Origin of the sequence: Collinsella aerofaciens, assembly GCF_039758815.1 — a bacterium.
Lineage (GTDB): Bacteria > Actinomycetota > Coriobacteriia > Coriobacteriales > Coriobacteriaceae > Collinsella > Collinsella aerofaciens_BP.
Window position 1 is genome coordinate 1 of sequence record NZ_JBDMSK010000036.1, and the last position, 12,819, is coordinate 12,819.

At 61.1% G+C, this 12,819-nt stretch carries 10 protein-coding genes; 3 read left to right on the forward strand and 7 right to left on the reverse strand.

The features are described 5' to 3' along the window. Positions 1-114: 114 nt before the first annotated feature. Positions 115-1,053 carry a radical SAM protein gene (locus ABHT90_RS09675; RefSeq protein WP_346982363.1) on the reverse strand — a complete coding sequence of 313 codons (939 nt, stop codon included), beginning with the start codon at positions 1,051-1,053 and terminating at the stop codon, positions 115-117. A 524-nt stretch (positions 1,054-1,577) separates the two neighbouring features. On the opposite strand from ABHT90_RS09675, the gene ABHT90_RS09680 reads away from it, so the two are divergent. Beyond that, positions 1,578-2,777, forward strand: a complete 1,200-nt coding sequence (locus ABHT90_RS09680; RefSeq protein WP_055310678.1) for an MraY family glycosyltransferase — start codon at positions 1,578-1,580, stop codon at positions 2,775-2,777. Between the two features lie 159 nt (positions 2,778-2,936). Beyond that, on the forward strand, positions 2,937-3,986 hold the full coding sequence (gene trpS, locus ABHT90_RS09685; protein ID WP_152067982.1) for a tryptophan--tRNA ligase: 1,050 nt from the start codon (positions 2,937-2,939) through the stop codon (positions 3,984-3,986). Between the two features lie 392 nt (positions 3,987-4,378). Here the strand turns inward: trpS and ABHT90_RS09690 are convergent, their stop codons facing one another. The 6 genes from ABHT90_RS09690 to ABHT90_RS09715 all read right to left on the reverse strand — a co-directional run bounded on the left by ABHT90_RS09690 (position 4,379) and on the right by ABHT90_RS09715 (position 10,844). Continuing rightward, on the reverse strand, positions 4,379-4,699 hold the full coding sequence (locus ABHT90_RS09690; protein WP_196022493.1) for an MGMT family protein: 321 nt from the start codon (positions 4,697-4,699) through the stop codon (positions 4,379-4,381). 80 nt (positions 4,700-4,779) lie between these two features. Further along, positions 4,780-5,634, reverse strand: a complete 855-nt coding sequence (locus ABHT90_RS09695; protein ID WP_346982364.1) for a DegV family protein — start codon at positions 5,632-5,634, stop codon at positions 4,780-4,782. Between the two features lie 119 nt (positions 5,635-5,753). Then, complete coding sequence (locus ABHT90_RS09700) at positions 5,754-6,203, reverse strand: MarR family winged helix-turn-helix transcriptional regulator (RefSeq protein ID WP_035137250.1); 450 nt, start codon at positions 6,201-6,203, stop codon at positions 5,754-5,756. 173 nt (positions 6,204-6,376) lie between these two features. Then, positions 6,377-7,096: a B3/B4 domain-containing protein gene (locus tag ABHT90_RS09705; RefSeq protein ID WP_346982365.1), complete on the reverse strand. Its 720-nt coding sequence runs from the start codon at positions 7,094-7,096 to the stop codon at positions 6,377-6,379. A 227-nt stretch (positions 7,097-7,323) separates the two neighbouring features. After that, the gene (gene pckA / locus ABHT90_RS09710) at positions 7,324-8,994 is read right to left on the reverse strand and encodes a phosphoenolpyruvate carboxykinase (ATP) (RefSeq protein ID WP_346982366.1); all 1,671 of its coding nucleotides are present in this window, start codon (positions 8,992-8,994) and stop codon (positions 7,324-7,326) included. A 278-nt stretch (positions 8,995-9,272) separates the two neighbouring features. Then, the gene (locus tag ABHT90_RS09715) at positions 9,273-10,844 is read right to left on the reverse strand and encodes an L-lactate permease (RefSeq protein WP_346982367.1); all 1,572 of its coding nucleotides are present in this window, start codon (positions 10,842-10,844) and stop codon (positions 9,273-9,275) included. A gap of 180 nt (positions 10,845-11,024) precedes the next feature. On the opposite strand from ABHT90_RS09715, the gene ABHT90_RS09720 reads away from it, so the two are divergent. Then, entirely contained in the window at positions 11,025-12,605 is a 1,581-nt protein-coding gene (locus ABHT90_RS09720; protein WP_346982368.1) for a lipopolysaccharide biosynthesis protein, read from the forward strand. Positions 12,606-12,819 lie beyond the last annotated feature (214 nt).

Consider the following 12,819-nt stretch of genomic DNA (forward strand, 5'->3'; position numbering starts at 1 on the left):
TCCGTCGCGGTCTACGGGGCTAACGATATGGCACCGTGGGGACACATGTATGTCAATCCTGGTCTAACAGAGCCTTTTTTAATCCCCGCCCCAGAAAAATCATCCGTGTGCGCGCTACTTTGCGCTGGTAAGGACGCCGGTGGTGTCGAAGGCCGGGGTGAAGCTTTCGTCTACCGCTCCGCCTTCTTGCCAGAACATCGTCGTAAAGCCCAGGTCGTCGGCATGGTCGAGCACCTGCTCGTACTCCTCGCGTGTCACGGCACGCGCCAGGTCGCCGCCCTGCTCGCGCATGAGCGCATTGGGCGTGTACTGGTTCATGACCGAGATCGGCACATCGCCCACCGTCTGCCACACCAGGTCCAGCACGCGACACGAATCGTCTGCATGTCCCGGCAGTACCAGATGGCGCACGATCATGCCGCGCTTCATGAGCCCGTCCTCGTCCACCAACTCTCCCCCGCGGCGCTCGATCTCGCGCGCCATCTGGGCCAGACCCGACACGGCCACGCGCGGGTAGTCCTTAATATGGGAAAGCGACTGCGCAAGCCCGGCATCGGCATATTTAAAGTCGGTGAGCCACACATCGACCAGGTCGCCCAGCGCCGCCACGGCACTCGCACGCTCGTAACCACTCGTGTTGTAGACGATCGGGATGACCAGCCCGCGCGCCCGTGCCGCGGCAATCGCGGCAGGCAACAGGTGCGCATAGTGCGTCGCCGTCACCAAATTGATGTTGTTGGCACCCTGGTCCTGCAGTTCCAGCATAATCTCGACCAGGCGCTCAGGCGAAATCTCAAGGCCAAAATTGCCGGTCGAGATCTCGTGGTTCTGGCAGTAGATACATTTAAGCGAGCAACCGCTAAAGAAGATCGTGCCCGAACCGGCCTCGCCCGAGATAGGCGGCTCCTCCCACATATGAAGCGCCGCGCGGGCCACCCTGAGCGTGTCGTTAGCACCGCATACGCCGCGCGCGCCCTCATCGCGCGCCGCACCGCAACGGCGCGGACACAAATGGCAGGCGGGCGAAAAAAGTTCGGTCAACGACGTCGGCATAAAAACATGCTCCAAAACAACGATTCAGCAGCTCAAACGTAAAGGGCCAGACCGGGTAGACGGCTCCGTCCCTAAGGCGCCGTAATCGTCCGACACGATTTTTGTAATGTCAAGACTGGAATCGATAAAGTGCCGCTTTATGATGTAGGTATTCCGCCCCCCGCGGAGCAACTGGGTGAACCGTCGCGTTTATTTAGGGAGCCCACACAGTCGTGCCTAGTACAGGTATCCTTCGTTGTTAAGGACGCTGGAACAGTCGATGAGGGCACCCACCTGTTTTAGGTGGGTTCATTTTCGTAACGTGGGGGGTGGTTTTCTTTTGCCGAAAATCACCATACAGTCCATATGGATCCCCGCCGGCATCCCGACAAGCCATCGACAACATTCCAATATCTGGTATGCGCGTGATAATCGCACGGTGCAAACCTCCGCACCCCCCTCGGTCGAGTATCATGGGACAGCTATGCCATTTCCGCGTAGCAACCTTTGACCTTTTCCTTCGACGCTTGGCGGTTTTTAGATTCATGGCTTCATCCCCGAGCTACATACCGTACCTATGCGTGGCAGCGGCGGCTTTTATCACGACCTTCCTCGCGGTGCCCCTGGTCAAGCGCTTGGCAATTAAGCTCGATGCCGTCGACTATCCTTCTAAGCGCCGCATCAACACCAAGCCCATCCCGCGTTTGGGCGGAACGGCGGTGTTTTTGGGCCTGGTCGTTGCCTGCATTGTGCAAATCCTAGGCACCTGGTACCTAGGCTGGCCACCCGTCCTGGTGCCGCACCCGCGCCTTCACATTAGCTATCCCATGCTGGCGCTCTCCTTTACCGTCATCTTTGCGACCGGCGCTATCGACGACGTCTTCCAGCTCACGCCCAAGCAAAAGCTGGCCGGACAGGTCCTCGCCGCGCTTATCGCCTGCATGGGCGGCCTAAAAATCGGCGTCATCGTCAACCCGTTTGCTCCCGGCGAGATCATGCTCGGATGGCTCGCCTACCCCATCACCGTAATCTATCTGGTGGCATTCACCAACATCATTAACCTCATCGACGGCCTCGACGGCTTGGCCACGGGCATCTGCGGCATCGCGTCGTTCACCATGTTTTCGATGGCCGTTCTCTCGGGCCGCATCGACGCCGCCGCGCTCTCCATTGCGCTCTTTGGCGCCTGTCTGGCCTTTTTGCGCTACAACTTCAACCCCGCAAGCATCTTCTTGGGCGACTCGGGGTCGCTGCTTCTGGGCTTTGCGCTGGGCTCCATCTCGCTGCTCAACGTGAGCCGCACCGCCGCACTCACCTCGCTTATCATCCCGCTCATCGTTGCCGGCGTGCCTATCATCGACACGTTTAGCGCCATCGTGCGCCGCAAGCGCGCCCACATTAGCATCGGGCAGGCCGACAAGGGCCACATCCACCACCGCCTGATCCAAGAAGGCTACAACCAAAAACAGGCTGTGCTGCTCATCTATGCCTGGTGCATCATGCTTTCGGCCGGCGCCGCCGCGATTAACCAGGTCGAGGTGCCCATGCGCGTGCTCATCTTTACCGTGCTCGCCATTGGCTCGGCGGCCTTTGCCAAGCATCTACATCTGTTTGAGCCCGTGCTGCGCCACCATTACAACAAGCGCACGCACGAGGACGAGCTCGTCACCCCCGACGACCCCGCCTTTAAGCAGGAGGAGCAGGCAGCTGAGGAACGTAAGGAAGAGCGCCACCACAAGCTCTAGGGCAAGCTGCCGAGGATGTGCCAAGGCACCGTTGGCCAAGCGCGGCCGCGCCGCGCCCATCGCACAAGCCACCCCTCTCCCGCCCCTCGCCTACTTACGCCCCGCCCCTCCAATAAACGCGTTATCATCTTGACCCATGAACATACGTTAGGAGCAATCATGCCAAACGAGAACAGCTACGAAGTCGCGCTGCAAAAGAGCAACGCCATTCGCGAGGGCCTGGCCAAGACGCCCGAGAAGTTCACCATGCTTACCGGCGACCGCCCCACCGGCCGTCTGCACCTGGGTCACTACTTTGGCACCCTCAAGGGCCGCGTGGAGCTGCAGAACATGGGCGCCAGGACCAACGTACTCATCGCCGACTACCAGGTCATCACCGACCGCGACACCACCGAGCACATCCAGGACAACGTGTACAACATGGTCATGGACTACCTTGCCTGCGGTATCGACCCCGACAAGACCATGATCTACGCGCACTCCGCCGTGCCCGCCGCCAACCAGCTCATGCTGCCGTTCCTGTCGCTGGTGTCCGAGGCCGAGCTGGCGCGCAACCCCACGGTCAAGGCCGAGATGGAGGCCTCGGGCCACGAGCTCACCGGTCTTCTGCTCACCTACCCGGTACATCAGGCCTGCGACATCCTGTTCTGCAAGGGCAACGTGGTGCCCGTCGGTCGCGACCAGCTGCCGCACATCGAGCTTACCCGCACCATCGCTCGCCGCTTTAACAACCGCTACGGCAAGGTGTTCCCCGAGGTCGACGCGCTGCTGTCCGAGACCCCGCTGCTGCCGGGCCTGGACGGTCGCAAGATGAGCAAGAGCTACGGCAACGCCATCAATATTTCGATGACCGCCGAGGAGACGGCCAAGCGCATCAAGAAGAGCCAGACCGACTCCGAGCGCATGATCACGTTCGACCCCGAGAACCGCCCCGGCGTGTCTGGCCTGCTTTCGACGGCCGCCATCTGCACCGGCCGTTCCGAGGTCGAAATTGCCGAGGAGATTGGCATGGGAGGCTCCGGCCAGCTCAAGAAGTACGTGACCGAGGCCGTCAACGAGTACTTCGCACCGATCCGCGAGCGTCGCCAGCGCTACGAGAACGATCTGGACTATGTGAAGGACGTCCTGCATGAGGGCAACCGTCGCGCCAACGAGATCGCCGAGCAGACCCTGGCCGAGGTTCAGGACGCCATGGGCATGGTGTACTAGACCGATCTGCTGGCTTGAGCTTTCGATTGCTATAGGGCGGGCGCTACGGCGTCCGCCTTTTTTGGAGCCGGACCGCTTCGGCTCCGTCCATCGCACTCCCCGACAAACAGGAACAGGCCCGCTGGCAGTTAGTTGCCAGCGGGCCTGTTCCCGAAGTACACCGTTGAATCGCACAGAGGGGAGGAATGCGAATCAAACTCAACAGGGCAGGCTTTTTCATCGCCTATTGCCTGCTCCGTTGCTGAAACCAATATAGTTCACCGTGGTTTACTTTCTAGCGTCAATATGCGCCGCCATACCTTCTCCATAAGTTAGCTCCGGTAAACCTGCAACGGAAAACCACCACAAAGGGGACAGGCACCTTTGTGGTGGTTTTGACCACGGCAGAGCCGCTAGAGTCCGGCAGGCCAGCGACAGGCGGCCAAGTCGACGTGCATGTCGTCCTTAAACGCCACACCCTCCCCCAGCAGAAGCTCACGTTGAGCATCGGGCCCGCCAAAGGCAAAGCCCTCACAGATACGGCCGTCGGCAAACACCACGCGGTGACAGGGAATCTCGCCGGGGCGCGGATTGCTGTGCAGCGCGTAGCCCACGTACCGCGCACTCCGCGGACGACCGGCGAGCAGCGCCACCTGACCGTAGGTGGCGACCATCCCCTCGGGAATCTGCTCGACCACCTCGTACACCCGTTCAAAAAAGCCCTCAGACGCCATTGCTCGCTCCCTTCCACCCGGAAAAGCATAAACCACCACAAAGGTGCCTGTCCCCTTTGTGGTGGTTTATGGCAGATCGGTTAGTTGGCGGGATGGAAGAAGGCTACGGCTACGGCGCCGGGGCCTACGTGGGTACCGATGGTGGCGCCAATGGTGTGAACGGGCAGTTCGCCCTCGGTGTGACCAGCCCACAGCGCAGCGCTGTCCTCGATATACTTCTTGAGCACCGCATCCGAAAGACCCGTATAGCCGAGCGCCAGCGGCATGGAAAAGTCGATGCCGCCCGCCTTTTCGACCTTTTGGTTCAGCAGGTTGCGGCCGTTCTTGGAACCGCGCGCCTTGCCCAGCTGCACGATCAGACCGTCCTCGACAGCCACCACGGGCTTTACGTTGAGCAGCGTGCCCACGGCGCCGGCCGCAGCAGACAGACGACCGCCGCGCACCAGATACTCCAGCGTCTCGAGCAGGCCGATAACCACCACACGGTCGCGCACGGCCTCGACAGCCGCCGCGATCTGAGATGCACTGCGGCCCTCGTCCACCAAGCGCAGCGCATATTCGACCAGGACGCGCTCGCCCAGGGTGACGTTGTTGCTGTCTACCACGAACACGTCGCCACCTGGCGCCTCGGCAAGTGCGGTACGGGCACTCTGATTGGTGCCTGATAGCTTAGCGCCCACGGTAATAATCACAGCCTCATCGCCGGCTTCACGAACCTCGGAGATGGCCTGCGAAAACGCGTACGGGTTGACCTGGCCGGTCTTGGGCAGCTCATCGCGCTCCACGAGCATCTCGTAAAAGCGCTGGTGATCGATGTCGATGCCATCCATGTACACATCGGTGCCAAAGGTGACGGACAGCGGCAAAACGGCCAGTGCCGGGTGCTCGGCCGGCGACATATCGCTTGCGGAATCGGTAATAATGCGGACGGACATAGCGAATCCTTTCTTGCGCAGGTCCCGCGCAGGGAATTTTGACAGCAAGGCCCCGGCACGGTATACGCGCTCAAACAGGACTATGCAGTTGTTAATTGGAAGCAAAAGCCTTGGCGGCCCTACAGCTCGCGCAGGGTGTTGAGAATCGTACGCAGCGACGCATACATCTGCTCGCGCTGCTCCACACCCATAGCCTTACCGGTGGTATCGAGCACCTCGCGAATGATGCGGTCCGCCTCGCTCATGCTCTCGCCGCCCAGAGCGGTCAGGCGCACCGGAGCACGATACTTAACGGCGGCATCGCCCGAATCATCGACCTCGACGTAGCCGCCCTCCTCCAGATGCGCGAGCGTACGCGAGACGGCGGCGCGGGTCACGCCTGCCATGCGAGCCAGGTCAGCGCCAGTCAGGCCGTCCTTGCTGCGCTCAAGATAGTACAGGCACATCACGTCGGAGCCCTTGAGGCCCAGCCTTGCGCCCTCGGATGTCTTAATGCGCTGGATCTCCTTGTAGAGCCCACTGATCAGTCCGACAAAGTCCTCGAAACGTGTCTCGTCGTTCTGCTGCATGGGAGACGACCGCCTTTCGCTTGCATAATGCTAACGGGTAAACATCTTAGCCGTACTTAACGGCCGGCAGCCCTGCACGCCCTATTTGTTAACCCATCAACATAAAAACCACCACAAAGAGGACAGGCACCTTTGTGGTGGTTTGGGCCGGCGAACATGATCCGCAGGCGTCGCTACAGCTCCACGCAGGGATTGTCGCGGGTCACAAGCGTCTTAACGACAACCGTAGCGCCCAGATAACGCTCGAGCAACTCGGCGAGACGATCAACGGCAGCCTGGCAATCCCCCATCCGCTCGGGCTCCACGCACTCAATCGCCAGGAACGCATCGGCCGAATCATCGGACAGCGCCGTTCGAACGCCGTCGCGCCAGTTCCAGCAGCGGCACACGGCGCCCGCATCATCGATGTAGGCGAGCTCGCCGGGCAGCGTCGGATCGTCCGCCTCCTCGCCAAGCGGCCAGAACGCATCGCCACCGTCGGTCACCTTCAGGCGAAGGTCTCCCTCGATCGCATGTAGGTCCTCGCCTCCGACGGGCAGCGCGTAGGTCAACGACACCGTGTTGTAGATGTCCACCGCGGGCGCAATGTGGCCCACCGGCTTGCCTTTGAGCACGCGTTTGAGCAGGTTCTCGATTGAGCAACGCGCGCCCTTTTTGGTCTTGAACAGACGATAGGCCTCGCGCCATGCCTTGACCGGTGCGTTCTCGCTGATAGTATCGCTGGTCAGATGACGCTCCGCATCGATATTGGCGCGGTCGAGCAACGCCGCAATCGCATCCACGTCCTCTTGAGGAATCTGAGCCGTGGGCTTCATGCCCTCCACGACCACAACACCGACCGCTGCCTGCGGAAACAGCTCCCAGAATGAATCCTCGGCAATAAAGCTCTTCATACGCTCTCCCTTCATTGTGCGCGCCCGAGTGAGGGCGCCTAAACAAAAAGTGCCCTCACAACGGCCACCTTCAAAGTCCAACGGTGCCGTCACAAGAACGCTTGCGCTGTCCCCATCCGGAGAAGGGGACGATATGTCAGGCGTATTGTAACCCGAGTCATCCACACGAGCAAAACCACCACAAAGGTGCCTGTCCCCTTTGTGGTGGATATGGACTAACGGCGAAGCTAGTGGCGGAGTCCCAGCAGGCCGCGGCCGCGATGACGGGCCTCGGCGGACACCTGGGCGTGCGGGCCGGCGGCTTTGACGGACTCGGGCAGGTGCGAGTACTTCTTCTCGAAGTTCTCCTCGAACATCACCGCCAGGTTGTGCGCGGCCTCGTCGTAGCGCGCGGTGCTCTGCCAGTATTGGCGCGGCACCAGGATGCCATCGGGCACGCCGTGGCACGTCGTGGGAATGTCGACGTTAAAGATGTCGTCGTGCACGAACTCGCTATCCTCGATGGTGCCGTCGAGGGCGCGTGCGACCAGCGAGCGCGTGTAGGCCAGCTCGATGCGATGACCCACGCCGTAGCCGCCGCCAATCCAGCCGGTGTTGACCAGGTACACGCGTGTGCGGCCGTCGGCAATGCGCTCGCCAAGCATCTTGGCGTAAACCATGGGGTCGAGCGGCATAAACGGCTCGCCGAACAGCGAAGAGAACGTGGGCGTGGGCTCGGTGACGCCGACCTCGGTGCCGGGAATCTTAGCCGTAAAGCCCGTCACAAAGTGGTACATGGCGGCATCGGCCGTCAGGCGCGAGATGGGCGGCAGCACGCCAAAGGCGTCGCAGGTCAAAAACAGCACGACGCTCGGAGTGGTGCCCATGCCCTTAGTCCACGCGTTAGGAATGTGCTCCACGGGATAGGCCACGCGCGTGTTGTGCGTGATCGAGATGTCGTCGTAGTTGGGCTTGCGGTTCTCGTCGAGCACCACGTTTTCGCAAATGGCGCCAAAACGGACGGCGTTGAAGATCTCGGGCTCGTGGAAGGCGTCCAGGCCCTCGCATTTTGCGTAGCAGCCACCCTCGATGTTGAAGATGCCCATGTCGGACCAGCCGTGCTCGTCGTCGCCGATCAGCAGGCGCGTAGGGTTGGCAGAAAGCGTGGTCTTGCCCGTGCCGGACAGGCCAAAGAAAATCGCGGTCTCGTGCGTGACGGGATCCATGCTGGCCGAGCAATGCATGGGCAGTACGTCATCCTCGACGGGCAGCAGATAGTTCATGACGCTAAAGATCGACTTTTTAATCTCGCCGGAGTAGCCGGTGCCGGCGACCAGAATCACGCGTTCCTGGAAGTTGATGACCACGGCGGCGCTGGAGTTGAGGCCCTTGATGGCAGGATCGCACTGGTAACCGGGCGCTGCGAGCACGCAGAAGTCGGGCTCGCCGGTGCGCGCGATTTCGCGGGCGAGCGGACGGGCGAGCATTTGCTTAATGAAGAGTGCCTGGCTGGCACGCTCGCAGGCAACAAGCAGGCGACGCGTGTGGTTGCGGTCAGCGCCCGCCATGCCGCGCGTGACGAACACGTCGCGCTCGTTGAGATAGTCGACGATGCCGGCCTTGATGGCCTCATAGCTCTCGACGGACAGTGGGCGGTTGACCGCACCCCAGGCGATCTTGTCGTGAACATCGGGGGTGTCAACGATAAAACGATCGTTGGGCGAACGACCAGTGCGCTCCCCCGTCTCGATCACGAGCGCGCCATTAGAAGCCATACGGCCCTCTTTGCGACGAATAGCGTGCTCGACAAGCTCTGCCGCCGGCAGGTCCACCAGCAGACGGGGTTGATTCTCGGCGGGATCTTCAACGAGCGTAATACCAAAGTTGGACAGAACTTCTGCAGGGGTAACACCAGGCATGGGGCCTCCTTTAAAAACGCGACACGTGGACGCGACGCGCACTTTACTCACGTAAAGCCCGTTGTACCCGATATGCAAAAACGTTTTTGCGGCAAGGGCGGCAAGCCCGCCCAACGGTCAAAAATCGCAGGCAAGCGGCCTAGTCATTGGGGACGTTTTTAAACGCCTAGTCATTGGGAACACTCTTGAACAGGCAACATTCAAGGAGCGCCCCCGGATGCCGGCACTTAGGGACGTTCCCAAAGTGCCGGCACATAAGGAACGTCCCTAAGTGCCGACTACAGCGGCAGGTTTTGGCCGAGCATGGCTATGGCGCTCATCAGGACCAGCATGCCGGCAGCGTAGGGCAGCACCGCGCCCAGGAGTTCGGCATCCTTACCGCGCACGTGCACGGCGGCAAGACCAATGGCGAGGGTCTGCGGCGAGATCATCTTACCAGCGGCGACGCCCAGGGCGTTCAATGCGACCATCCAGTAGTCGCTCACACCCAGCGCAGTGGCGGCCTGGCTCTGAATGGGACCAAACAGCATGCCCGAGGACGTGCCCGAGCCGGTCACGAACGCACCGACTGCGCCGATCCACGGAGCCAGAATCGGGTAGAGACCGCCGGCGACCGCAATGCAAAACGCACTGATCGACGAAATCATGCCGGCATAGCCCATCACCTTGGCGCAGCCCAGTACCGAAAGCATCGTGATCACCGTCGGCGTCATCTGCTTCACAGTCGCGACCAGCACCTCGCCCATCATGCGCGGCGAAGCGCCCTGAATGGCACCGCCGACAAACGCCGCCAGGAAAATCCAGACGCCTGGCGTGTTGATCCACGAAAACGTAAGCGTACCGGGATTCTCACCGCAATACACCTGCACGTGGCTCGCAAACGGCGCGAGCGCAGCATGCACGGCGGGTACCAGGTTAGACGTGCCCAGCAGCAACACAAAGATCAGGATGAAGCACGACCAGGCCGAAAGCGCCGACTTAACGGTGAGCTTCTCCCCCGCCTCGATATTCATGTGAAAGCGTGCGTCCAGATGCCCCGACTTCTCGGCACGCATGGCAAGCGCAGCTGTCAGCGCGAGCGAAACGATGGATCCTACGACCACGGCCAGCTCGGGGCCCACAAACATGGCAACGACCAGAGCCGCGCCGACAAACGACACGCCGGAGAGCAACGCCACGCCGGCAACACCGTGCAGACGCTCGCCCACACTCGCGGCATTGCCCTGGTCATCGGCAACACGGCCCGCAACCAGCACAATAAATAGCGGCATCACCACAAAGAACGGTGCGAGCTGCACCAGCTGAACGGTCGCTAGGTGAAGGGAATCCAAACCCACCAGGTCGGCAACGGACACCGTGGGGATGCCGATGGAGCCGTAGGGCGTGGGCACGCCGTTGGCCAGCAGGCAGATGAGCACGGCAGGCACGGCCTCAAAGCCCAGGCCCGCGAGCATGCCGGCGGGAATGGCGACAGCGGTACCGAAGCCGGCCATGCCCTCCATAAAGCCACCGAAGCACCAAGCCACGAGCAGCGCCAGCAGACGGCGGTCGCTGCTGATGGAGGTGATCATGCTGCCGATCACGTCCATGGCGCCCGTACGAACGCACAGGTTATACGTGAACACCGCGGCGATGATCACCAGGACGATGGGCCACAGAGCCATCAAAAAACCTTCGAGCGAGGCGGTCGCGATCTGCGCTGCCGGCAGGTGCCACCATGCGAAGGCAAGCAAGCACGAAAGGACAAACGATCCGATAGCGGCCTTCCAAGCTGGCCATTTAAAGCACAGCAGCATCACGACCAGCCAAATAATCGGCACAAGAGCCAGTAAGAATGCGGCGACGTCCATAGGTAGAAGCTCCTTGGTACCGCGTGGGCGGCATCGGGGGTGTCACAAAACTTCAACAGGATACCGCACGTTTACCGACAAATTACAGCCGCCCGCCGAAATTATTGAACAATCCGTTCAAAAACACGAGCGAACACCGTCGCGTCTATACTAAAGCGCAGCAATAGAAAGGACTCCGCTTTGAGCATCACGCCCCTCGATAGCATTCGCCGCGCCATCGCCCGCCGCAACGGCGTCTCCAACCCCGCTGCATCGAGAGACGGCGCCGCGAAGGCCCAAGGCGGCCGCATCGAGAACGGCCTCTTCCCTGCCTCGCACACTGCCGAGGAACTCGCACGCATCCAAGAGCTGAGTCAGCGCAACGCCGGCGGGCCCGATAGCAGCCAAGCCACACGTCGCCGGCGCGAACGCGATCGCAAGCCCGGCCCCGTCCGCCGCATGGTCAACGCTTGGTGGAACCGTCTGCTCGGCGCCGTCTACGGCGGCGGCTTCTCCATGCAGGAAGCGGAATACGAGGAGCACGCCACCAGTCGCGACTATCTTTGGAACACCCTGGGCACCGCCGTATGGGGCATGGCGTTTCCGCTGCTCACCATTGTGTCGACGCAGCTCGTGGGCGCCGAGGAGGCCGGCAAGTTCTCCATCGCCTTTGTTACCGGCACGCTCATCATGATCGCGTGCAACTACGGCGTGCGCAACTTTCAGGTCTCGGACATCGACGAAAAAACCTCCTTCGCCTCCTACCAGCTCAATCGTTGGATCTGCGGAGCGCTCGCCCTAGGCTGCGGCCTCATGTATAGCAGCGCCCGCGGCTATGACGCGCAGATGGCGACGATCGGCCTGGGCGTCTACCTGTATAAGGTCATCGACGGCGTCGCCGACGTGTACGAAGGCCGCCTGCAGCAGGCCGACAAGCTCTACTTGGCTGGAATGAGTCAAACGCTACGCTCCGTCGGCGTCATCGCGGTCTTCAGCGTGGCGCTGTTCCTCACGCGTAGCATGCCCATCGCGGCCATGGCCATGGGCATCGCCGCGATCGCCTCGCTCGTGCTGGTCACCGCGCCGCTCGCCCTGCTCGAGACCGAAAAATCGCGCCGCGTAAGCCTGCGCGAGGTCGGCCACCTGTTTGTCCAGTGCGCCCCACTCTTTGGCGCGCTATTCCTGTTCAATCTTATCGAGAGCATGCCCAAGTTTGTGATGGAAGGAACACTAGCCTACAAATACCAGCTGTACTTTAATGCCCTGTTTTTTCCAGCTCAGGCTATTCTGTTGAGCATTGGATTTGTCTATAAACCGCAGCTCCTGCGCTTGTCGAGCATTTGGGCTAATCCTCGCAAGCGTCGTCGCTTTGACCTGATTATTGTTGCCGTTATGGCGCTGATCGTGGTCATCACCGGCGTGTGCGCCGCATTTATGGCAGGTCCCGGTATTCCCCTCATGAGCTTTATGTACGGTCTCAGCTTTGAGCGCTACCGTACGCTGGCGCTGCTGATGGTCGTCGCCGGCGGCGTCACCGCGGCCATCGATTTTATCTACGCCATCATCACGGTATTGCGCCACGCTGGCGACGTCACCAAGATCTACCTGATCTGTTTCGCCGTAAGCGTGGTGCTGCCGGTGATCCTGATTAAGCTGCTGGGTCTGATGGGCGCTGTGGTGAGCTACCTAGCCATCATGGCCCTACTCCTGGTGCTGCTGATTATCGAGTACCGCCGCATCCGCCAACGCATAGAGAGGGACCGGAATCCGTACGGCGCCTAATTAGCTGCCCCGGTCACCGGAATTTGCGATGGAATCGCCCCGGCTGGGGTCTCGTTGAAGACAATATGCATCACGTAAAACTAAGTGAGTAGATTTTTACCGAATCCCCGACCACACCGACAGAGCACTAGTCTGTGACCTGCACTGATAATTGTTCTCGGGGGAAGCGGGCACTGCGGGGCGCGGCAACGGCGCGCGATTTCCGCGTCGCAGC